The following is a 21,737-nucleotide window of genomic DNA, read 5'->3' as shown; positions in this document are numbered from 1 at the left end:
AGAAATTGAACATGCGTTTAATTGCCCGGCTTGTCCCGGTTTGGCAAGGGTTGCAGGCCGTGGTGGAATTCCGCGATCAGGTGGCGGACCAGTTCGATAAACGCCTCGTCCCGCGTCGCGCCCGCGGCCATGGCGCGGGCCAGAACGGCGCGCTGGCGGGCTGCGGAGCCGCCTTCGGCCACGATGTCGCGGGTGCGGGCGACCTGGGGCTGGCTGTCCAGGGCATCGGCGTCCTGGGCGATCAGCGCCAGCCAGTCCTCGACCGCCTGGCCGAAGGGGATGATCGTTTCCGCGCCAAAGTCGATGGGGCCTTCGGTCATGCCGTATCGCGCGGCGCGCCAGCGGTTTTCGGCGATCAGGAACGGGTCGTATTGCCGCCAGCGTTGGTTTTGCCGGGACAGCCGCCACAGCATCCGCGTGGTGGCCTGGATCAGCGCGGCCAGGGTGATCGTGTCGTCCAGCCGGGGCGAGGCATCGCAGACCCGCGTCTCCAGCGTCGGGAATTTCGACGACGGGCGCAGATCCCACCAGATCTTGCTGCTGTCCTCCAGGATTCCCAAGCCGATCAGCGCCTGCACCGATCGCTCGAACTCCTCCCACCCGCTGAATTGCGGCGGCAGCCCGGTGCGGGGCATTCCTCCGAAGACGGTCGTGCGATACGAGGCCAGCCCGGTGTCGCTGCCCTGCCAGAACGGGCTGGAGGCAGACAGCGCCAGCAGATGCGGCAGGAAATAGGTCATCTGATTCATCAGGTCGATGCGCAGCGCGGGCGATTCGATGCCGACATGGACATGCATCCCGCAGATCAGCATCCGTCGCGACACCGCCCCCATGTCCCGCGACAACTGGTGATAGCGGTCCTTGTCGGTGTGGAACTGGTCGCGCCAATCCGCGAAGGGGTGGCACGAGGCCGAGATCGGCGCCAGCCCGTAATCCGCCGCGATTCGCGCCACCGTGCGGCGCAGATGCGCCAGGTGTACGCGGCCTTGGGCGATGTCGGCCGACACGGGCGTTCCGACCTCGATCTGGCAGCGCAGGAATTCCGGGGTCACGCTGTCGCCCAACGCGTCCCGGCAGGCCTGCATCATGGCGTCGGGGGCAGGGGCCAGATCGCCCGTGTCCGGATCGACCAGCAGATATTCCTCTTCGATGCCAAGGGTGAAATCGGGTGTGCTGGTCATGGCCGCCTTCATCGTTTGCCGCATGGAACCCGTCGGCGCGGGCGGGCGCAAGGCCCGCACCGTTGCAACACCGGCGAAAGCCGATATTTTTCGTGCTAAGGTAGAATTTATCTCTTTCTACTCGCCAAAACGCGCGATAAAGAGCCAGCTAGCATTTGTTTAAAAGTTGAGTGTTCCAATGAACCTGCTGAGAAAAGCAGCCCTGGCCGCCATGCTGGCCCTGCCGGGCGTGGGGGCTTCGGCCGCCGTCATCGACTTCTCCAACGCCTCGCTGGGAACCCATACCGGCTATGTCGAGGACGGCTTCGTCTTCGACAAGGTGCGGGTCGTCAGCGCCTCCTGCGCCAACAAGCCCAAGCAGAACTGCGCCGCCGAAAACGCCTTCCGCGAGACGACGCTGACGCGTCTTGGCGGCGGTGGCTTCACCGTGAACAGCCTTTGGTTCAGCATCGTTTCGGCGGCAAGCCCGGTGAAGCTGGTCAGCGACAAGGGCTCGGTGACGCTGGCGGTGGGCGATATGCTGGGCGGCCTGGCGATCCAGATGGCCAAGGGCTATGCGGCCGATCTGTCCCGGAACGGCGTCTTCCAGAACATCGGCTTTCTGAAGATCGTCGATCTGACCCTGGGCGATCCGGGCACCGGCCATTTCAAGGGCAACCTGCGCTTCGACGACCTGGACGTGACCGAGGTCGCGCCGGTGCCGCTGCCTGCCGCCGGCGGGCTGATGCTGGCGGGAATGGGCGGCTTCGCGATGCTCCGCCGTCGCAAGCGCCTCTGATCGAAAAGGAAAGGGCGGGGACCATCCCCGCCCTTCGCCGTTTCAGTCCATCGCCTTGAAGTTCAGCGCCACGCCGTCCTTGATCCCCGAGAACCAGCGTGCGGTGACGGTCTTGGTCTTGGTGTAGAAGCGGAAGGCGTCCGGGCCATACTGGTTCAGGTCGCCGAAGGCCGATTTCTTCCAACCGCCGAAGCTGTAATAGGACAGCGGCACCGGGATCGGGAAATTGATGCCGACCATGCCCACGTTGACCCGGCTGGCAAAGTCGCGCGCCGTGTCGCCATCGGCGGTAAAGATCGCCGTGCCGTTGCCGTAATCGTTGTCCATGACCAGTTTCAAGGCGTCCTCATAGCTGTCGCGGCGCACCGTGGTCAGGACCGGGCCGAAGATCTCCTCTTTATAGATCTCCATGTCCGGGGTGGCGCGGTCGAACAGCGACGGGCCGCAGAAGAAGCCGTTCTCGTAACCCTGGATCTTCAGGTCGCGGCCATCGACGACCAGATCCGCGCCCTGGTCCACGCCCGAGGCGATCAGCCGGTTGATGCGCTCCTGCGAGGCCTTGGTGATGACCGGGCCGAAGTCCACGTCGTCGCCCGCGGTATAGGGGCCGACCTTCAGTTTCTCGATCTTCGGCACCAGCCGCTCGATCAGCGCGTCCGCCGTGGCATCGCCCACCGGCACCGCGACGGAAATCGCCATGCAGCGTTCGCCCGCCGCGCCGAAGCCGGCGCCGATCAGCGCATCCGCCGCCTTGTCCAGATCGGCGTCGGGCATGATGATCATGTGGTTCTTGGCGCCGCCAAAGCATTGCGCGCGCTTGCCGTTCGTCGCCGCCCGGCCATAGATGTATTGCGCGATCGGTGTGGACCCCACGAAGCCCACCGCCTGGATTACGTCATGGTCCAGGATCGCGTCGACGATTTCCTTGTCGCCGTTCACCACCTGCAACACGCCATCGGGCAGCCCGGCCTCTTGCGCCAGCTTCGCCAGCAGGATCGAGGTCGAGGGCACGCGTTCCGACGGCTTCAGGATCATCGCGTTGCCGGAGGCAAGCGCCGGACCCATCTTCCACAGCGGGATCATCGCCGGAAAGTTGAAGGGCGTGATGCCCGCGACCACGCCCAGCGGCTGGCGCATCGAATAAAGGTCGATGCCGGGGCCGCCATTGTCGGTGAATTCGCCCTTCAGCATGGCCGGGGCGCCCATGCAGACCTCGATCACCTCAAGCCCGCGCTGCACGTCGCCGCCCGCATCGGGCAGGGTCTTGCCGTGTTCGCGGCTGACCAGTTCTGCCAGGGCGTCCATGTTGTCGTTGATCAACTGGCCCAGCTTCATCATCACCCGCGCGCGGCGCTGCGGGTTGGTGGCGGCCCAGCCGACCTGCGCCTTGGCTGCGCTTTGGATGGCGGCGTCCAATTCGGCCGGGGTGGCCAACGGGACACGGGCGATCACCTCGCCCGTCGCGGGATTATAGACATCGCTGAAGCGGCCCGAGGTTCCCTTGACCTCTTTGCCGTCGATCCAGTGCGAGAGTTCTTCCATGGCATCCTCCTGATCTGCGGGCAGCCTAGCCTTGCGGAATTGCCGGATAAAGAGGAAGGATGGCAAAGACGTTTTGCATTATTGCAAAGGCGATGGGATGGACTGGGACGACCTGCGCATTTTCCTGGCGGTGGCGCGCACCGAAAGCCTGTCGGGGGCGGGGCGCAGGCTGGGCATGGACGCGTCGACCATCGGCCGCCGCATCGCCCGGCTTGAGGGCGCGGTGGGCTCGGCGCTGTTCGCCAAGACGCCGCAGGGATATGCCCTGACGGCCGAGGGCGCGCGCCTGATCGCCCCTGCCGAAGCGGCCGAGCAGGGCGCCAATGCCGCCGCCGAGGCGGTGCGGCGCGAGGCGGGGCTGACCGGCCAGCTGCGCATCGGCGCCCCGGACGGCTGCGCGAACTATCTGCTGCCGCAGGTGGCGCGCGACCTGTGCGCGGCCCATCCGGGGCTGGACATCCAGATCGTCGCCCTGCCGCGCGTGGTGAACCTGACCAAGCGCGAAGCCGACATGGCGGTCGCCGTATCCCCGCCCGACACCGGGCGGCTGACGGTGCAGCGTCTGACCGATTACCACCTGCACCTTGCCGCGCATCGGGATTACCTGCGCGCGGCGCCCCCGATCCGCGATCTGGCCGATCTGCGCGGGCACCGGATGATCGGCTATATCCCCGACATGATCTTCGACCGCGAACTGGATTACCTGTCGGAGACCGGCGTCGACAGCGCGGCGATCACCTCGAATTCCGTGTCGGTGCAGATGCAGGCGATCCGGGCGGGGGCGGGGCTGGGGATCGTCCACGACTTCGCCATCCCCTTCGCGCCGGGCGTGGAGCTGGTCCTGCCCGACCGCATCGCCCTGCGCCGCAGCTTCTGGCTGATCCGCCACGCCGACGACCGCGCCTCGCGCCGCCTGTCGCTGCTGGCCGACCTGCTGGCCCAGGGCCTCCGGGCCGAGGTCGCGCGGCTTGAATCGCAACTTCGTCGCACTTGACGGATCACGATTCGGGGAAAATGATGGATTTAGCAAAAACGCCACCGGAGGATGTCCCATGCTCGTCAATCAGCTGCTGTCGATGAAAACCGCCTCGGGCAAGCCCGGCATCGAAGCGCAGACGATCCTGACCATCCGCCCCGAGGCGACACTGGGCGAGGCCGTGAGGATGCTGGCCGACCTGCGTGTCGGTGCCGTGGTGGTGTCCAGCGACGGCAGGAAGCCGCAGGGGATCCTGTCCGAACGCGACATCGTGCGCCAGCTTGGCGCGCATGGGCCGGACGTCCTGTCCACCCCCATCGCCGAGGTGATGACCCGCGACGTGCAGACCTGCACCCTGGCCGAGGACGCGCTGGCGATCCTGGAACGTATGACCCAAGGCCGTTTCCGCCACCTGCCCGTGGTGGACGACAACGGCGAGATGCTGGGCGTTGTGTCCATCGGCGATGCGGTCAGCGGGCGGCTGAAGGAACTGGCGGCCGAAAAAGAGGCGCTGACCGGAATGATCATGGGCGCCTGACGGCGCCGCAATCGCTTGCAATCCCGGCAGGAATCCGCTTTCCCTGCGGGGCAGGCAAGCAAAGGACGCCCGTTCATGCGTATCGGTCTTTACCCCGGCACCTTCGATCCGATCACGCTGGGCCATGTCGACATCATCCAGCGGGCCATGGCGCTGGTGGACCGGCTGGTGATCGGCGTCGCCATCAACCGCGACAAGTCGCCCCTGTTCAGCCTGGAAGACCGCGTGGCGATGGTTAAGGCCGAATGCGACCAGATCGCCGCCCGCACCGGGGGCGAGATCGTCGTCCATCCGTTCGAGAACCTGCTGATCGACTGCGCCCGCGACGTCGGCGCGCAGGTGATCGTGCGCGGGCTGCGGGCGGTGGCGGATTTCGAATACGAATTCCAGATGGTCGGCATGAACCGCGCCCTGGATGCCAGCATCGAGACCGTGTTCCTGATGGCCGATGCCCGGCGGCAGGCCATCGCCTCGAAGCTGGTCAAGGAAATCGCCCGCCTGGGCGGCGACGTGTCGAAATTCGTGACGCCGCCGGTCCAGCAGGCGCTGTCGGACCGCTTTGGCGGATAGGGCTTGCGACAATCTGTCGCGCTGCTAGCATCCGGTCGAACGCGCGCCCTGACTTGACAACCGGAGGGATTCCTTGACCCGGCCCGACCTGCCCGCGCGCGACGACCACAACCTGCCCGACGACATTCCTGAACCCGCCCAAATCGCCCTGTCGGATCTGTCCGCCGCGCTGACCCTGGGTTGGCGCGATTTCCGCCGCGCGCCCGCCTTCGGCCTGATGTTTTCGGCCTTCTATGTATTGGGCGGCTGGGCGCTGGCCTCGGTCGCCTTCGCGTCGGGGCAGGACTGGTGGCTGATTCCCTTCATCCTGGGCTTTCCGTTGATCGCCCCCTTCGCCGCCACCGGCCTTTACGAGGTCAGCCGCCGGATCGAGGCGGGCCAGCCGCTGGAAACGGCCCGAATCCTGCGCGTGGTGTTCGAACAGCGCCAGCGGCAGATCCCGTCGATGGCGATGGTGATCCTGCTGCTGTTCATGTTCTGGGTCTTCGTCGCCCATACCGTCTTCGCGCTGTTCATGGGCGTGTCGGCGCTGACCCATATCACAAGCTCGACCGAGGTGCTGTTGCAGGGCAGGGGGCTGGCGATGCTGGTTCTGGGCACGCTGATCGGCGGCGGTTTCGCGGCGGTGCTGTTCAGCTTTACCGTGGTCGGCCTGCCGCTGCTGCTGGACCGGGAAGTCGATTTCATCACCGCCATCATCACCTCTTGCCGGGCGGTGGCGGCCAATCCGGGCGTCATGGCGGCCTGGGCCGCGCTGATCGCGATCTGGCTGTTCGTGGCGATCATCCCCGGCTTCCTGGGGCTGCTGATCGTGCTGCCGGTGCTGGGCCATGCCAGCTGGCACATCTATCGCCGGGTGATGGCGAACTAACCCCGGCCGATGAAGGGCATGTTGGTGGCCATCACCGTCATGAACTGCACATTCGCGCCCTGCGGCAGGCCCGCCATGTGCAGCACGGCATCGGCCACCACCGACACGTCCATCAGCGGCTCGGCGTCAGGGGAATTGGTGCTTACCTGGCTCAGCAATTCGGTTGCGGCGTTGCCGATGTCGATCTGGCCGCAGGCGATCCCGAAGGGCCGCCCGTCCAAGGACAGAGATTTCGTCAGCCCCGTGACGGCATGTTTCGAGGTCGTATAGGCCACCGATCCCGGCCGCGGCGCATGGGCGGAAATCGAGCCGTTGTTGATGATCCGCCCGCCCTGCGGCGCCTGCGCCCGCATCACGCGGAAGGCCGCGCGGGCGCACAGGAGCATGCCGGTGACGTTGACGGCGATCACGTCGCGGAACGCGGCGGGGTCCATGGCGTCGGGCGTGACCGGATCGGCGCCGCGCCCGGCATTGTTGAACAGCACGTCCAGCCGCCCCCAGGCGGCATGGGCGCGGTCGAAGGCGGCGTCGACCGCCGCGTCATCCGTCACGTCGCAGGGCAGGATCAGCGCCGGAGCATCGCCCGCCGTGTCGCGCAGGGCATCGGCCCGGCGGCCCAGCAGCCCGACCCGCCATCCCGCCGCCAGGAAGCGCCGGGCGGTCGCCCGCCCGATGCCGCTGCCCGCGCCGGTGACGATGATGGTGCGCGCCTGGGCCATCAGACGGCCCGCTGCCGCTGCTGGCCCAGCCCGTCGATTCCCAGCCGCATGACCTGCCCGCGCCGCAGATAGACCGGCGGGTTCTGTCCCATGCCCACGCCCGGCGGCGTGCCGGTGGCGATCACGTCACCCGGATGCAGCGTCGTGAAGCGAGAGGCATAGGATACGATCTCCTCGGGTCCAAAGACCATCGTCGCGGTGCTGCCGTCCTGGAAGCGGCGGCCGTCCACCTCCAGCCACAGGCGCAGGGCGCGGGGGTCGGCGATCTCGTCCGCCGTGACCAGCCAGGGGCCGATGGGGCCGAAGCCGTCATGGCCCTTGCCCTTGTCCCAGGTGCCGCCGCGCCGCAACTGCCAGTCGCGTTCGCTGATGTCGTTGATGACGCAGTAACCGGCGATATGGGCTGCCGCCTTGTCCAGGGCGATATTGCTGCCGCCGTCGCCGATGAAGATGCCCAGTTCCACCTCCCAGTCCGTCGCGGTCGAATCCGGGGGCAGGGGCAAATCGTCGTCCGGCCCGGCGATGCAGCTTGTCCACTTGGTGAACAGGATCGGTTCGGCCGGAACCTCCATCCCGGCCTCGGCGGCATGGTCCGCATAGTTGAGACCGACCGCCAGGAATTTGCCCACGCCCGCTACGCAGGCGCCCAGCCGCAGATCCTGCTGCGGCACGCCGTCGACCAACGGCAGCGAGGCCGGGTCGATTGCGCGCAGGGCCGCCAGACCGTCGCGCGTCAGGCTGGCGCCCGCGATGTCGGCGACATGCGCGGACAGGTCGCGCACCCGTCCGTCGCCGTCCAGAAGCCCCGGCCGCTCGGACCCCTTGTCGCCATATCGAACCAGTTTCATGCGTTCCCCCCTGTAATCCGGTGGCCGAAGCCTAGCCGATCCCGCACGGTGCGACTTTCCCCATTTGCCACATGCTTTATGCGGGCGGGGGCGAAAGTTCGGGACGGCCGGCCCAAGCGAAACGGCCCGCGCGGGGCGGGCCGTTCTCTGCCCGTCAGGCAGGTGCTATTCGGTGGCGGGCGGCGCCAACTTCTTGGTCGGGCCGTTGGCGATCGGATCTTCCTGCCGCTGGACAGACCCTTCGAAATGCGCGCCGGATTCGATGGCGATGGTCTTGTGGATGATGTCGCCTTCGACGCGGGCGCTGGCCGACAGGCGCACCTTCAGGCCGCGGACGCGGCCCACCACGCGGCCGTTCACGACAACCTCGTCGCCGACGATCTCGCCCCGGATGGTGGCGCTTTCGCCGATCACCAGTTGATGGGCGCGGATGTCGCCTTCGACGGTGCCTTCGATCTGGATGTCGCCCTCGGTGCGGATATTGCCGGTCACCGTCAGATCCGACGACAGGATCGACGGCGCGGACCGCCGCGCGGGCGCCGCCGGGGCGGATTCGGACCGGTCATAGCTGGGCGAGACAGGGGATTCGAACGAGGTGGTGGGGTCCGAGGCTGCGGGTGTCTGCGGTTTCTCGGTCACGCGGGTCTTACTGAACATTGCTTGCTGCCTTGATGAAGCTCATCGGGTCAACCGCCCGACCCTTCATGCGCACCTCATAGTGCAGATGCGGCCCGGTCGAGCGTCCGGTATTGCCCATATCACCGATCCGCTCGCCTTGCGACACCCTTTGACCGACCTTCACGCGAATCCGCGACAGGTGGCCATAGCGCGTCTCGACCCCCAGTTCGTGCTGGATCTTGATCAGGTTGCCGTAGGCGCCCTGGCGGCCTGCATGGGTCACGATGCCGTCGCCCGTCGCATGGATCGGCGTCCCCACCGGCCCGGCCATGTCGATGCCTTCATGCGCCCGGCCCCAGCGGCGCCCGAAACCCGAGGTATAGCGGAACGACTGCTGGACCGGCATCGCCAGCGGCAGTTTTTCCATCGCAATGCGATAGGTGTTCATCTGGTCCAGCGTGACGATGATCTGGTTGGCCTTCGTTTCGCTGTTGGTCAGCGCCGCATCGCCGCGGGTGGACCGGCCCATCGGCGTCAGCGGACCGCCCTGGCCCGAATAACCCTCGCGAATCGTGTCCAGCACGTCCTCGGGGTTCATGCCGACCGACCGGAACACGTCGTCCAGCGGCTTGACCGAGACGCTGACGGCGTTTTCCAGCTGAGTCAGGATTTCGTCGTTGCGGGCCAGGATCTGGTCGCGTTCCAGGGACAGTTCCTCGACCGCGCGGCGGGCTTCCTCGGCCTGCTGGACGGCGGTGGCGCGTTCGTCGGCGGTCTGGCGCAGCTCTCCGGTCAGGATGTCCAGGGCGGCGGCGACTTCCTGGTCGCGGGCCGGATCGGTGTCCCCGGCAGGCGCGCCATCCGCCACCATGTCATTGCGATCGCTGATCGCGCTGCGCAGGGTGGATTGCACCACATCCAGCCCGGCCTCCAGCTCGCGGCGCTTTTCCTCGGAGGCGAGCAGTTGCGACTGCATCTGCGACACCTGCTCCAGCGCGACGGCAAAGCGGTTCTGCGCGGCCAGGGCCTCGGCCGCGCGGGCGTCGCGTTCCTGGGACAGCTCGGTCAGGCGCTGTTCGAACGCGGTCTGGGTGCTGGCGATGCCGCCGCGCGACGACCCCGCGCTGATCGCGTCGATCGCCAGGACCGAGCTTGCGACCAGCGTCCAGCCGAAGGCCAGGGTGATGCCGCTGATGCCGACAAGCTGGGTCAGGGGGCGCAGGCGGACGAACCGGCTGTGATCGTCGGACCGCAGGAACAGGCGCTTTTCCGGCAGGATGCGTTCCAGCGAGGCGTTCAAGCGGTTCGTCACGTTTGGCAAATCATGTCCCCCGACATCGCGCCCCGGTTGAATCGGGCGACCTGGTTCCAGTTTGAAGGGGGTTAATCGCATGTGTGCCTTCCTGGCAACATGCGGGACGAAAACGGTTCCCGCGATGCGCGGAACCTTGCCCCTGCGGGCGAAAATCCGCCGACCGGCCACAAGATGTAGAACGGACGTTCAGGATATTTCATAGGGTAGTGGTCCATTGCGATCCGCGGGAATCCGCAGGGGCCGGTCTATGGGCGGGACCGACCGCTGGTGGCAATCCGGGCGCGGGCAGATCCGGCAGGAAATCCCGATGGGTTCGAAGGCGCGCGGCTTGGTCAGATCCAGCCCGTCGGCATAGACGACGCTGCCCGCATGCGTCACCTCGCAGCCCAGGCCGATGGCGAAGCGGCGCACCGGGGCGTTGAAGGCGCCCGCATGTTTCGACACGTCGCGCGACATCAGCAGATAACGCATCCCGTCCGGCGTCTCGGCCAGTTGGCGCAGGAACCGGCCGGGCTGCTCGAACGCCTGGTGGACGTTCCACAACGGGCAGGCGCCGCCGAAGCGGGCGAATTGCAGGCGCGTGGCGGAATGGCGCTTGGTGATGGTGCCCGCCTGATCGACGCGGACGAAGAAGAACGGCACCCCCTTGGCGCCGGGGCGTTGCAGCGTGGACAGCCGGTGCGCCACCTGTTCCAGCGAGGCGCCGAACAGATGCGACAGCCGCTCCAGGTCGTGACGCTCGGCCTGGGCGGCGGCCAGGAAGGCGCGATAGGGCATCAGCGCCGCCCCCGCGAAATAGTTGGCAAGTCCCACCCGCGCCACGTCCCGCGCGGTCTGGCTGCGGAAGCGGGCCAGATCCAGGGTCGCGTCCAGCAGGTCCGATTGCCGTTCCAGGGCCACCAGATGCAGAAGCTGGAACAGTTGCGTGGGCCGCTCGGCCGCGGCGTTCACCTGGATGTCCTGGCCCAAGCGGCGGAACACGGCATTGGCGGGCAGTTCGGCCCGCGTCACCCGGATGCCGCGCTGCGCAAGCGCCGCCACCCCCGCGTCCCACGGATCCAGCCGCTGACCCGCCGGGCAGGCAAAGCGTTCCGCCGCGCGGTCCACCGCATCGATATAATTGTCGCAGTAATGGAAGAAGTCGCGCACCTCCTCCCACGGGGTGGACAGGGCGTTCTGGCCTGATGCGCCGATCGCCTCGTCCAGGGCGGCCAGCCGTTCCTGGCCTTGGCGGTGGGCGCGGTACAGATCCAGGAAGGCGCGGGCCAGCACCGGAGCATTGGTCGCGGCCAGGCGCAGGTCGGCCAAAGGCGGGGCGGCGTCGAAGATCGGATCGGCCAAGGCCTCCTGCATGTCGATGACCATGCGTTCCGCGTCGCCCGCGGCCAGCGTGGTCAGGTCGACGCCGAATTCCTGCGCCAGCCGCAGCAGCACCCCGACCGAAATCGGCCGATGGTTGTTTTCCATCTGCGACAGATAGGGCAGGGACACCCCCAGTCGTTCGGCGAACCGCTTTTGCGTCAGCCCGCTGCGTCCCCGCGTTTCGCGCAGCGACGTGCCCGCATAGATCTTCTGAGTGGCCATCCCGCTCCCCCATCTTTGCAAAAGCTGCCATAGCGTTTGCAAAGCGGCCAGGGCAAGGGCCGCGACGGTGGAAGGGGGCAGGGGACGAGTCAGGATCATGGCGGGATGGTGACGCAAGAATGCTAAGATATCGTTGCCGCTTGCGCAGGAACGGGCGTCGGGTTTTCATCGCGCCATGAAGCAACGCAACGGCAACCGCATCCTGACCGGAACCCGAATCCGCGAACGCCGCCTGGCGCTGTCGCGCCGACAGGCGGACGTGGCGCGGGCCGCCGGGATTTCAGCGGCATACCTGAACCTTATCGAACACAACCATCGCCCGGTGGGCGATCACCTGGTCCTGCGTCTGGCCGCCGCGCTGGAGGTTTCGGCCGCCGAACTGGCCGAGGGCCGGGAAGAAGCCCAGATCGCCGCCCTGCGCGAGGCGGCGGTGCGTCTGCCCGACGACGTGGCCCCCGAACTGGACCAAGCCCCCGAACTGCTGGCCCGCTTTCCGGGCTGGGCCGCCGGGCTGATCGCCACCGCGCGGCGCGCCGATGCGTTGGAACGCCAGCTTGTCACGCTGTCGGACCGGATGCGGCAGGATCCCTATCTGCTGGCCACCCTGCACGAGGTCTTGTCGGCGGTGACCTCGGTCCGGTCCACGGCCTCGATCCTGGCGGAAGGGGGCGAGATCCCGCCCGACTGGCGGGCGCGGTTCCATGCCAACTTGGATGCAGACAGCCTGCGCCTGTCGAATACCGCGCAGGCCCTGGTCGCCTATCTGGACAGTTTCGAGGCGCAGGACGCCATCTTCACCCCGCAGGAGGAAGTCGAGGCCTGGCTTGCCGCCGGTGCCCCCCCGGTCGAGGACGCCAGCGATCTGGCCTCGGACGCGGGGCGCGCCCTGGCCCGCGCGCATCTGCTCCGAATGGAGGAAGAGCGTGCGGCCCTGCCGGATGCCGCCCTGGCCGTGGCGGCACGGGATCCCGATCCGCTGCGGATGGCCCAGCGTCTGGGCCAGCCGCTGGATCTGGTAATGCGCCGCCTGGCCGCGCTGAAGCCGGTCGGGTTCGAAGCCGCGGGCCTGCTGGTCTGCGACGGATCGGGCGCGCTGACGCTGCGCCGTCCCAGCCTTGGCTTTCCGCTGCCCCGGCCAGGCGACGCCTGCCCGCTATGGCCGCTGTTCCAGGCGCTTGCGACGCCACAGACCGCCATCGCCCATCTGGTCGAAGCGCCGTCCGGCCGCAGGTTCCGCACCCTGTCGCTGGCGACCCGCCATCAGCCGCTGGGCACCGACGGGCCGGTCCTGACGCGCGCGCAGATGTTGATCCTGCCCGAGGAGGCGGGGGCGCCTGCCCGTCCCGCCCTGCCGATCGGACCGGCCTGCCGGATCTGCCCGCGCGCCGAATGCGCGGCGCGGCGCGAACCCTCGATCCTGCTGACGGCCTGAACACAGGCTTTGACAGCACCCGCCCGGCCGTCACATTATCGTGGGAAATGGGGGGACCATTCGCCGAATGCTCGACATCCTGATGATCGAGGATGAACCCAACATCGCCGAGGCGGTGCGGTTCATCCTGTCGCGCGAAGGCTGGCAGGTCGCGCTGCATGGCGACGGCCTGGGCGGGATCGAGGCGATCCGGGGGGCCAAGCCTCGCCTGGTGATCCTGGACGTGATGCTGCCGCACCGTTCGGGGACCGAGATTCTGGCCGAACTGCGCGGCGACCACGATCCCAGCCTGGCGGCGACTCCGGTGCTGATGCTGACGGCGCGCGGGCAGGCCGCACTGGAGATGCCTCAGGCCGATGCGGTGCTGGCCAAGCCCTTCGCCAATGACGACCTGCGCGCGATGGTGCGCCGGATGCTGGTCTGAGGCTGCGCCGTGCCCGACCGGCCGCTGTTTCTTGAACGCGCCTCGTTCCGGCGCAGGCGGCTGGGCGATGCGGCCCGCGTGCTGCCGGTGCTGGCCGCGATCCTGGTCCTGGCCCCGGTCTGGTGGGTGCCCGCCCAGGTCAGCTTCGCGGCGGGCGCGGTCTGGCTGTTCGGCCTGTGGGCCGGGTTGATCGCCGCCGTCTGGGCGCTGCACCGCGCGCTGCGGCGGGCCGATGCCGCGACGCTGCGCGCCCGCCAGGCCATCGCCGCGTCCCCGGAGGACGACCATGCCCTTTGAGGCGCTTGTCGCGGGTTGCCTGGCCTATGTCGCGCTGATGTTCGGCGTGGCCTTCGCCGCCGACCGCGCGGCGTCGCGGGGCAAGGCGGGGTGGCTGGATCATCCGGCGGTCTATACGCTGTCTCTGTCGGTCTATTGCTCGGCCTGGACGTTCTATGGCGCGGTCGGCTATGCCAGCCGGTCGGGGCTGGAATTCGCCACCATCTATCTGGGACCGACGATCGTCTTTACCGGGGCCTGGTGGGTGCTGCGGCGGTTGGTCCGGGTGGCGCGGATGCACCATGTCACCTCGATCGCCGATCTCGTCTCGGCCCGGTTCGGCAAGTCGAACCGGCTGGCGGCCCTGGTCACGCTGATCGCGGTGATCGCCGCCACACCCTATGTCGCGCTGCAACTGCAATCCGTCAGCCTGTCCTTCGAGGTCTTCGCCACCGCCAGCCTGGCCGACATCCCGATGGGCGGCAGCGGCGGCACGGCGCTGTGGGTGGCGGCGGGGCTGGCGCTGTTCACCATCGTCTTCGGCACCCGCAACCTGGCCGCCGACGAACGCCACCACGGTGTCGTCACAGCCATCGCGCTTGAGGCCCTGGTCAAGCTGCTTGCCTTCCTGGCGCTTGGCATCTTTGTCGTCTGGGGGCTGGCGGACGGTCCCGGAGACATGTTAGACCGGATCGAGGAAACGGCCTCAAGCCCCGGACATGACGGCTGGATTTTGAAACCGGACCGTTGGACGGCGCTGATCATCGTGTCCGGCGCGGCGATCATCGCCCTGCCGCGCATGTTCCAGGTTCTGGTGGTCGAGGCCGCGGACGAGGATCGGCTGGCCGTCGCCGGCTGGGCCTTTCCGGCCTATCTGTTCGCCATGTCGCTGTTCGTGCTGCCCATCGCGGTGATGGGACGGCAGCTTCTGCCCCCCGACGCCAACCCGGACCTGTATGTGCTGACGCTGCCCGCCCATGCGGGCCAGAACTGGCTGGCCTTCCTGGTGTTCCTGGGCGGCTTTTCGGCGGCGACATCCATGGTGGTGGTCTGCACCATCGCCCTGTCCACCATGATTTCGAACCACTGGCTGACGCCCTTGTGGCTGATGCTGCGCCGCAAGCCGCAGTCGGGCGACCCCGAGGATCTGCGCGGCTTCGTCCTCAACGCCCGGCGGCTGGCGATCCTGGCGGTGATGGCGGTGGGCTGGGTCTATTACCGGGCGTCGGGGGGGGCGGTGGCGCTGGCCTCGATGGGGTTGGTGGCGTTCACGGGCATGGCGCAGGTGCTGCCCGCGATGATCGGCGGCCTGCTGTGGCGCGGCGCCAACCGGCATGGCGCCTATGCCGGGGTGGGCACCGGGTTCCTGCTGTGGCTGGCGCTGATCTTCCTTCCCTCGGTCGGGATCGGGTCGCCGCCCGCGCTGCCGCCGGGCGTCGATCCGCTGGCCTTCGCGATCTTCCTGTCGCTGACGCTGAACACGCTGGCCTTCATCGCCATGTCGATCTTCGGGATGCCCGATCCGGTCGAACGCCTGCAAGGCCTGTCCTTCGTCAGCGCCGTCGATCCGGTCCGCCACAGCCGCGTGGCGCGCGGGTCCGATCAGGCCGAGCCGCTGCTGGTCATGGCCCGCCGCGTCTGGGGGGCCGAGGATGCGCTGCGCTTCTTCCAGTCCGAGGCCGCGTTCCAAGGCAAGTCCGGCTATCTGCCCGATCTGACGCCGCGCTTTCTGACCCGGCTGGAACGGCGCCTGGCCGGATCCATCGGCGCGGCCACCGCCCACGCGATGATCGACAGCGTGGCGGGTGGGTCCGAACTGACCGTCTCGGATCTGATGCAGGTCGCGACCGAGGCGCGGCGCGCCAAGGAGGAAACGCAGCGCCTGGAAAACGCCCGCGCCGAACTGGCGCGCACCGCCCGGCAGCTGCAAGAGGCCAATGACAAGCTGACCGCCCTGTCGGTCCAGAAGGACGCCTTCCTGGGCCAGATCAGCCATGAACTGCGCACGCCCATGACCTCGGTCCGGGCGTTTTCGGAAATCCTGCGCACGCCGGATCTGTCCCCTGCCGACCGCGACCGATTTGCCGGGATCATCTATGACGAATCCGGCCGCCTGACACGGCTGCTGGACGACCTGCTGGATCTGTCGGTCCTGGAAAGCGGCCAGGCACAGCTGTCGGTCACGCCCGCGAACCTGCACGACCTGATCGAACGGGCGCTCTCGGCGGCCTCGGCCACGCGTCCCGAACGGGTCTTCCGGGTGGAACGAGAGCCCCTGTCCGAATATGTGGGCGTCATCACCGATGCCGACCGGCTGTTGCAGGTGCTGATCAATGTCATCAGCAACGCGCGCAAGTATTGCGACGCCGAACCGCCCGTCCTGACGATCCGGGTGCGCCGGACCCTGCGCGGCGGCGCGCAGATCGACATCATCGACAACGGCTCGGGGATCGAGACCGCGCGCCAAGCCCTGATCTTCGAAAAATTCGCCCGCCTGAACGACCCGGCGCGGGCAGGGGGCGCGGGCCTGGGCCTGGCGATCTGCAAGGAGATCATGGCCAACCTGGGGGGAGAGATCACCTATCTGCCCGGCCAAGGCGGCGCGGCCTTCCGCATCGTGCTGCCGCGTCGGCCCCCGGTGCCGGTGAATGCCGGGTTGCGGCAGGCATAAACCCTTTCTCAACCGCTTCTTGCCACAGTGCAGGTCAAGCAAGGGCGATTCGGGGCGATCATGGCGCAATCTGGTCAGGCAGGACTGTTGAAAACGCTGCTGCGGGTGCGCAAGGGCGATTCGGACAAGCCCGGACGCATTCCCCAGCCGCAGCCCCTGTCGCCCGCCCGTGCTGCGGCCAATGCGGTGGGGCGCGCGGCCGAACGGCTGTACCGGATGCCCGTCCTGCCGGTCGAGATCAGGCCCGGCATCGCGACCCTAGCGGATCTGCCGGAACTGCTGCCCGACCCGTCGCTGCTGATCGTGCTGCAAGGGCCGGGCGACCAGATCGGCATGATGGCCCTGGGGTTCGAGACCGTCACCGCCTTGATCGAGGTTCAGGCCTTGGGCCGCATTACCGGGCGGCCCGCCGAACGCCGCCGCCTGACCCGCAGCGACGCGGCGATCTGCGTCGATTTCGTCAATGCGCTGATGACCGAACTGGGAACGGAAATGGCGGCGGTGGACGGCTTCGGGCCGATCCACGGCTATCGCTATGCGACCCATCTGGACGATCCGCGCCCGCTGATGCTGATGCTGGAGGATCGGCCTTATCGCAGCCTGTCCTTCGACCTGCGCTTCGGCGGCGCGGAAACCCGCGACGGCCGGATTCTGATCGCCGTCCCCCACAAGCCCGACGCGCGCCCGGCCCTGCCGCAACCCGCCGCACGGGCCGCAACCCCCGCAGGCTCCGCGCCCCAGCCCGAGGCCGCCCAGTTCCAGACGCTGGCCCGTGCCATGGCCGAGGCCCCGGTCGAGGTGGTGGGCGTCCTCTGCCGCCGGACCATGACCCTGGGCGAATTGCGCGCCCTGGTTCCGGGCAAGTTGATGGCCCTGCCGCGCGTCACCCTGGCCGAAGCCCGGCTGGAGACGCCGGACGGCCAGCTGCTGGCCACCGGCAAGCTGGGCGAGGCCGAGGGCTGCCATGCCTTGCGGCTGCATGACGCGGCCGGAACCGTTGCGCCGCCGCGGCTGGACCCCGCTTCCCCGTCCGTCGCGCCACCGCCCGCCGATCTGGCAGACAACGACCCGTTCCGCGCCGCACCGGACGCAGAGGTCGTGGCGGTGCGCGGCCTGGGGGCGTGAAATGCTCTTTACACTTGAAATCCGGGCGTTGGGGTCGCATTTAACCCCGGTCCCGAATCAGGCGGGGCGATCATGATGGAGTGAACATGGCCAAGGAAGAAATGCTCGAATTCCCCGGCGTCGTGAAGGAACTCCTGCCGAATGCGACGTTCAGGGTCGAGCTGGAAAACGGCCATGAGATCATTGCGCATATGGCAGGAAAGATGCGCAAGAACCGCATCCGCGTCCTTGCCGGCGACAAGGTGCAGGTGGAAATGAACACCTATGACCTGTCCAAGGGACGGATCAATTACCGCTTCAAGTGACGCGGCCTTCCGACAGGAGGGTGCCGCGATGACCGCGCGCGCCCCGGCCGCATCGCGCCCTCGTCTGATCCTGGGCTCGGCCAGTCCGCGCCGCCTGGATCTTCTGGCGCAGATCGGCATCGTTCCCGATGACATTCGCAGCGCCGATATCGACGAAACCCCGATCAAGGGCGAAATGGCGCGCGAATACGTGCGACGGATCGCCCTGGCCAAGGCCCAGGCCTTCGATCTTGGCCCCGACGAGATTCTGCTGTGTGCCGACACCACCGTCGCGGTGGGTCGCCGCATCCTCGGCAAGCCCGAATCCCGCGATCAGGCCGCCGCGTTCATGCGCCTGATGTCGGGGCGGCGCCACCGCGTCCTGACCGCTGTCGCCTTGCGGCACGGCGATACGACGCGCGATCGCCTGGTGGAAACCACCGTGCGGATGCGCCCGATCGGCCCCGCCGAATTGCAAGCCTATCTCGATATCGGCGACTGGCAGGGCAAGGCGGGCGGCTATGCGATCCAGGGGGCGGCCGCCGCCTTCATTCCCTGGATCCGGGGGTCGTTCTCATCCGTCGTCGGCCTGCCCCTGTCCGAGACCGCCGCCATGCTGGCCGCCTGTGGCATCACCATGAAGGAAGTCCGCCCATGAAGGGACGTCAGGTCATCCTGGGCCAGCTGTTCGGGGCCGAGGCCGCCGCCCTGATCGAGGACGGCGTTCTGACCGACCTGCTGGTCGATGCCAATCTGCTGGCTCCGCTGGTGCCCGGCGACATCTGCCGGGGCGTGGTCGAACGCCTGATGAAGGGGCAGGGCGGCGTCTTCATGCGCCTGCCCGATGGTCAGCGCGGCTATCTGCGCGACCGATCCGGCCTGCGCGAAGGCCAGTCCCTGCTGGTCCAGGTGACGGGCGTGGCGGACGAGGGCAAGGCGATCCCCGTCACCTCGCGCATCGTGTTCCGGGGCCGGCATGTGCTGGTGACGCCCGGCGCGCCCGGCATCAACGTCTCTCGCCGCATCCGCGACGCGGATCTGCGCGCGGAGCTGACCGCGCTCGGCGACGGCGCCGCCCCGCCCGACGGAACCGGCATCATCTTCCGCAGCCTCTGCGCCCAGGCCCCGGGCGAGGAGATCGCCGAGGAACTGCGCAGCCTTCTGGACCTGTCCGCCAAGGTCGCGGGCGAACAGGCGGGGGCGCCCGAACTGCTGCTGGGTGCGGCTTCGCCGCACGAGCAGGCCTGGATGGATTGGGCCGACCCCGAACCCGACATGGTCGAGGAGGGCGAGGGCAGCTTCGACCGCTGCGGCGTGCTGGAGGCGGTGGATGCCCTGCTGTCGCCCGACGTGCCCCTGCCCGGCGGGGCGCTGGCGGTGATCGAGCCGACCCGCGCCCTGCTGGCCATCGACGTGAACACCGGCCAGGACGGCAGCCCCGCCGCCGCGCTGAAGGCCAATATCGCCCTGGCCCGCGACCTGCCGCGCCAGTTGCGCCTGCGAGGCCTGGGCGGGCAGGTGGTCGTCGATTTCGCCCCGATCCCCAAGCGGGACCGCGCCACGCTGGACCAGGTGCTGCGCGCCGCCTTCAAGGGCGAAAGCGCCGAAACCTCGCTGATCGGCTGGACCACCATGGGCCTTTACGAGATCAACCGCAAACGCGACCGCATCCCGCTGCACCGCCTGGCACGGGGGCGCGACTGATGGCCTGCCCGATCTGCAACAAGCCTGGCGTCCCTGCTTATCGCCCGTTCTGTTCGAAACGCTGTGCCGATGTCGACCTGGGCCGCTGGCTGCGCGGCGCCTATGTCATCCCCGGCCAGCCGCAGGACGATCTGTCCTCGGATCAGGGCGCGGATGAAAAAAACCGCGCCGAGGGGCTGGACAGCCGCCCCAAGCGCCCGTAAACACCGCCCACACCACGCGCCAAACGGCGCGCCAAGTGCCCGGATAGCTCAGTTGGTAGAGCAGCGGATTGAAAATCCGCGTGTCGGTGGTTCGAATCCGCCTCCGGGCACCATTTTTCAATGATACAGGTACTTCGGCTCTTTTCAGGGTATCAGTTTCTTGTTCTGTGTGTTGATTTCCACCCGGAACTGAGCCGGATAGGAGCGTAATTTCCACTGAGAATTGAGCCATGTGAACCTTTCCCCAAAGCGATGAGCGGCGGGGGTGACGGTAGTGATCCACATGGGACTTTTGAACATCATTCGACGCATGCACTTGCGGCAGAAGCTGTCGGTCCTGTGGCGGCGCACTAACTTTGGCAGTGACGTGCACTAGCTTTGGCAGAAGAATTTTATTGTCAGCTTCTGGTCTCCCATCGGATTCCTGACAGCAGAAGGGGGCCTTGCGGCCCCCTTTGCCTACCACCGCCGCCGTCTTCTCAGCTGACGGTCATCACGAGCTTTCCGCCGGTCAGGGCGACGCCTGCGGGCAGGGTTGCGCCGTTGTTGACGGCGGTGACGCCCGGCCCGGTCAGGTCGTGGGTGCCTGCGGGCAGGCCGGTGGGCAGGACGATCTGCGCGGTGGCGGCCAGGGTGAGCGTGGCGGCTACGGTCGGCTCGACCAGCCCGGTGCCGATGGCGCTCGAGCGGAAGCGTTGCAGGGGGGCGATGCCGGATGCGCCCACGGTCGCGATCGTGACCGTGATGGGCGTATCGGTGCCGTTGCCTTCCTTTCGGGGTGCCACGGTAATCACGTCCCCCACCTGGGGGTTGCCGACAATATCGGACAGCCAGATTTTGTAGTTGCCGCCGCGGTCATGGATGCGTTCCACCCCGGCGATCCGGGCGGTGAAGCCGCTGACGGACCCAGTGACCGCCTTGCCGACATGGGCGTAGACATAGCGGATCCGCTCCATCCCGCTTTCCGCCGTGACCACGATGCCCCGCTTGAACTCCAGCCGCCCCGCCACGGCCAGAGCCGCGGCGCCGGTCCCGTCCCAGCCCACCTGCGGGCGCAGCCCGTCGATGATCAGCGATCGGGCCGTGCAATCCGGTCCCAGCAGCACCTGTCCCCCCCTGGCCGCCAGGTCCAGGTCGGCGGCCGCGCCGGTCAGCGCCAGGCGCCCGCTGACCACCTCGGCCGACAGCGGCTGCGCGGCGCCGCCGATCCAGATTTGGCCCGCCAGACGGGTGAGGATCGTGCCCGCATCGGTGATCGTCCCTACATCCAGCCGTCCCGAGGTCATCTCCAGGACGCCCCCGCCCAGGGCCAGGGCCGCGACGCTGGCATTGACCGTCCCGAACCGCACGAAATGGCCGTCCAGGTCGGCGCTGTCAGCGACATGGGTGCCGGGCAGGTCTTTCGACGACCAGTTGCGGCGATTGTCCCAGCGGAAGCCGTCGAAATTCGGGTCGGGATAGAAGACCAGGTCCGCAGGCGCCGTGCGGGCGGGGATCGGAGAGCCGAAGCGGCTCTTGGTCCAGCGGATGTCCTCGCGCACGATGTCGCCGATACTGGGGGCAGCGGCCACATGGGCGACATATTCCGGGATGCTGGCCCACTCCTTGCCCAGCCTCTCACCGGCGCGGCGCCAGATCGTCGTCTTGTCCAGGATCGCGGGGGCCAGCCCGCCCACATTGCGGCTGGCCGCGCCCCATTTCCAGACCTGCGTGTCATCCGTCATCTTGGCGCTGGTGGACACCCCGTCGTTCCAGTTCACGGCCTTGTAGGCCTCGGCCGGATCGTCGGGGTTCTTGCCATGGGCGATGATGTTTCCGCCCATCGAGGACAGCGGGCCGTTCACGTCAAAGCCCCAGTCAAGCGCACCTTCCTCGTAGGCGACACGCTTGTAGCCCGCCGAATAAATCACGTTGTCGATCACGTTGTTGAACTGGCCGACGCCGCCGGTACTGTTGACCGCGGCGCCCAGGTTGTTGTCGACCAGCAGGTTGCCCTCAAGATGCAGGCCGGACCGCATCTGCACCCCGCAGGAAGACGACCGCGACAGCAGGTTGTTGCGGATCGTGATGTCGAAGGT

At 67.8% G+C, this 21,737-nt stretch carries 22 protein-coding genes, 1 tRNA gene and 1 pseudogene; 16 read left to right on the top strand and 8 right to left on the bottom strand.

What is annotated here, in order from left to right:
• Positions 1 to 17: 17 nt before the first annotated feature.
• Positions 18 to 1,181 carry a carboxylate-amine ligase gene (locus ACTJI6_RS17760; protein WP_440802555.1) on the bottom strand — a complete coding sequence of 388 codons (1,164 nt, stop codon included), beginning with the start codon at positions 1,179 to 1,181 and terminating at the stop codon, positions 18 to 20.
• Here ACTJI6_RS17760 and ACTJI6_RS17755 point away from each other — a divergent pair.
• Complete coding sequence (locus tag ACTJI6_RS17755) at positions 1,180 to 1,344, top strand: hypothetical protein (RefSeq protein WP_440802554.1); 165 nt, start codon at positions 1,180 to 1,182, stop codon at positions 1,342 to 1,344. The genes ACTJI6_RS17760 and ACTJI6_RS17755 overlap by 2 nt on opposite strands.
• A gap of 15 nt (positions 1,345 to 1,359) precedes the next feature.
• The gene (locus ACTJI6_RS17750) at positions 1,360 to 1,959 is read left to right on the top strand and encodes a VPLPA-CTERM sorting domain-containing protein (protein ID WP_440802552.1); all 600 of its coding nucleotides are present in this window, start codon (positions 1,360 to 1,362) and stop codon (positions 1,957 to 1,959) included.
• Between the two features lie 42 nt (positions 1,960 to 2,001).
• Here the strand turns inward: ACTJI6_RS17750 and ACTJI6_RS17745 are convergent, their stop codons facing one another.
• A complete protein-coding gene (locus ACTJI6_RS17745; RefSeq protein ID WP_440802551.1) occupies positions 2,002 to 3,501 on the bottom strand; it encodes a CoA-acylating methylmalonate-semialdehyde dehydrogenase in 1,500 nt (499 codons plus the stop codon).
• Between the two features lie 97 nt (positions 3,502 to 3,598).
• Here ACTJI6_RS17745 and ACTJI6_RS17740 point away from each other — a divergent pair, with 97 nt between their 5' ends.
• The 4 genes from ACTJI6_RS17740 to ACTJI6_RS17725 all read left to right on the top strand — a co-directional run bounded on the left by ACTJI6_RS17740 (position 3,599) and on the right by ACTJI6_RS17725 (position 6,456).
• Positions 3,599 to 4,495: a LysR family transcriptional regulator gene (locus ACTJI6_RS17740; RefSeq protein ID WP_440802549.1), complete on the top strand. Its 897-nt coding sequence runs from the start codon at positions 3,599 to 3,601 to the stop codon at positions 4,493 to 4,495.
• Positions 4,496 to 4,553: 58 nt separating this feature from the next.
• A complete protein-coding gene (locus ACTJI6_RS17735; protein WP_126154935.1) occupies positions 4,554 to 5,015 on the top strand; it encodes a CBS domain-containing protein in 462 nt (153 codons plus the stop codon).
• Positions 5,016 to 5,090: 75 nt separating this feature from the next.
• Positions 5,091 to 5,585, top strand: a complete 495-nt coding sequence (gene coaD, locus ACTJI6_RS17730) for a pantetheine-phosphate adenylyltransferase (protein ID WP_126154934.1) — start codon at positions 5,091 to 5,093, stop codon at positions 5,583 to 5,585.
• Positions 5,586 to 5,658: 73 nt separating this feature from the next.
• Positions 5,659 to 6,456: a DUF2189 domain-containing protein gene (locus ACTJI6_RS17725; RefSeq protein ID WP_440802547.1), complete on the top strand. Its 798-nt coding sequence runs from the start codon at positions 5,659 to 5,661 to the stop codon at positions 6,454 to 6,456.
• Here ACTJI6_RS17725 and ACTJI6_RS17720 read toward each other — a convergent pair.
• The 5 genes from ACTJI6_RS17720 to ACTJI6_RS17700 form a co-directional block, all read right to left on the bottom strand.
• Complete coding sequence (locus ACTJI6_RS17720) at positions 6,453 to 7,175, bottom strand: SDR family oxidoreductase (RefSeq protein ID WP_440802545.1); 723 nt, start codon at positions 7,173 to 7,175, stop codon at positions 6,453 to 6,455. The genes ACTJI6_RS17725 and ACTJI6_RS17720 overlap by 4 nt on opposite strands.
• Positions 7,175 to 8,023 carry a fumarylacetoacetate hydrolase family protein gene (locus tag ACTJI6_RS17715; RefSeq protein ID WP_440802544.1) on the bottom strand — a complete coding sequence of 283 codons (849 nt, stop codon included), beginning with the start codon at positions 8,021 to 8,023 and terminating at the stop codon, positions 7,175 to 7,177. The genes ACTJI6_RS17720 and ACTJI6_RS17715 overlap by 1 nt, the downstream gene beginning before the upstream one ends.
• Positions 8,024 to 8,188: 165 nt before the next feature.
• Positions 8,189 to 8,680 (bottom strand): bactofilin family protein, encoded by a 492-nt coding sequence (locus ACTJI6_RS17710; protein ID WP_440802543.1) that lies wholly within the window; start codon positions 8,678 to 8,680, stop codon positions 8,189 to 8,191.
• Entirely contained in the window at positions 8,670 to 9,953 is a 1,284-nt protein-coding gene (locus ACTJI6_RS17705) for a DUF5930 domain-containing protein (RefSeq protein WP_440802541.1), read from the bottom strand. Before ACTJI6_RS17705 ends, ACTJI6_RS17710 begins: the two co-directional genes overlap by 11 nt.
• A 189-nt stretch (positions 9,954 to 10,142) precedes the next feature.
• Positions 10,143 to 11,540, bottom strand: coding sequence for a helix-turn-helix domain-containing protein (locus ACTJI6_RS17700; RefSeq protein ID WP_126154928.1), 1,398 nt, complete (start codon positions 11,538 to 11,540; stop codon positions 10,143 to 10,145).
• Positions 11,541 to 11,715: 175 nt separating this feature from the next.
• On the opposite strand from ACTJI6_RS17700, the gene ACTJI6_RS17695 reads away from it, so the two are divergent.
• The 10 genes from ACTJI6_RS17695 (at position 11,716) to ACTJI6_RS17650 (ending at position 19,772) form a co-directional block, all read left to right on the top strand.
• A complete protein-coding gene (locus ACTJI6_RS17695; RefSeq protein ID WP_126154927.1) occupies positions 11,716 to 12,972 on the top strand; it encodes a helix-turn-helix transcriptional regulator in 1,257 nt (418 codons plus the stop codon).
• Positions 12,973 to 13,039: 67 nt separating this feature from the next.
• The gene (locus ACTJI6_RS17690) at positions 13,040 to 13,396 is read left to right on the top strand and encodes a response regulator transcription factor (protein ID WP_440802539.1); all 357 of its coding nucleotides are present in this window, start codon (positions 13,040 to 13,042) and stop codon (positions 13,394 to 13,396) included.
• A 9-nt stretch (positions 13,397 to 13,405) separates the two neighbouring features.
• Positions 13,406 to 13,693, top strand: coding sequence for a hypothetical protein (locus ACTJI6_RS17685; RefSeq protein ID WP_206436944.1), 288 nt, complete (start codon positions 13,406 to 13,408; stop codon positions 13,691 to 13,693).
• Positions 13,683 to 16,343, top strand: coding sequence for an ATP-binding protein (locus ACTJI6_RS17680; protein WP_440802538.1), 2,661 nt, complete (start codon positions 13,683 to 13,685; stop codon positions 16,341 to 16,343). The genes ACTJI6_RS17685 and ACTJI6_RS17680 overlap by 11 nt, the downstream gene beginning before the upstream one ends.
• Positions 16,344 to 16,430: 87 nt before the next feature.
• Entirely contained in the window at positions 16,431 to 17,468 is a 1,038-nt protein-coding gene (locus tag ACTJI6_RS17675; protein ID WP_440802536.1) for a FliM/FliN family flagellar motor C-terminal domain-containing protein, read from the top strand.
• Positions 17,469 to 17,554: 86 nt separating this feature from the next.
• Entirely contained in the window at positions 17,555 to 17,773 is a 219-nt protein-coding gene (gene infA / locus ACTJI6_RS17670; RefSeq protein ID WP_036636451.1) for a translation initiation factor IF-1, read from the top strand.
• Positions 17,774 to 17,801: 28 nt separating this feature from the next.
• A complete protein-coding gene (locus ACTJI6_RS17665; RefSeq protein ID WP_440802534.1) occupies positions 17,802 to 18,410 on the top strand; it encodes a Maf family protein in 609 nt (202 codons plus the stop codon).
• The gene (locus tag ACTJI6_RS17660; protein WP_440802532.1) at positions 18,407 to 19,456 is read left to right on the top strand and encodes a ribonuclease E/G; all 1,050 of its coding nucleotides are present in this window, start codon (positions 18,407 to 18,409) and stop codon (positions 19,454 to 19,456) included. The genes ACTJI6_RS17665 and ACTJI6_RS17660 overlap by 4 nt, the downstream gene beginning before the upstream one ends.
• Positions 19,456 to 19,659, top strand: a complete 204-nt coding sequence (locus ACTJI6_RS17655) for a DNA gyrase inhibitor YacG (protein WP_440802531.1) — start codon at positions 19,456 to 19,458, stop codon at positions 19,657 to 19,659. The genes ACTJI6_RS17660 and ACTJI6_RS17655 overlap by 1 nt, the downstream gene beginning before the upstream one ends.
• Before the next feature lie 37 nt (positions 19,660 to 19,696).
• Positions 19,697 to 19,772 (top strand) — tRNA-Phe (locus tag ACTJI6_RS17650).
• A 366-nt stretch (positions 19,773 to 20,138) separates the two neighbouring features.
• On the opposite strand, the pseudogene ACTJI6_RS17645 reads toward ACTJI6_RS17650, so the two are convergent.
• Positions 20,139 to 21,737: pseudogene (locus ACTJI6_RS17645) on the bottom strand (hypothetical protein); the annotation flags it as partial.

The sequence above is a fragment of the Paracoccus sp. 22332 genome, from assembly GCF_052045125.1.
GTDB classification, from domain to species: domain Bacteria; phylum Pseudomonadota; class Alphaproteobacteria; order Rhodobacterales; family Rhodobacteraceae; genus Paracoccus; species Paracoccus haematequi_A.
This window is presented reverse-complemented; position numbering and strand designations above follow the sequence as displayed.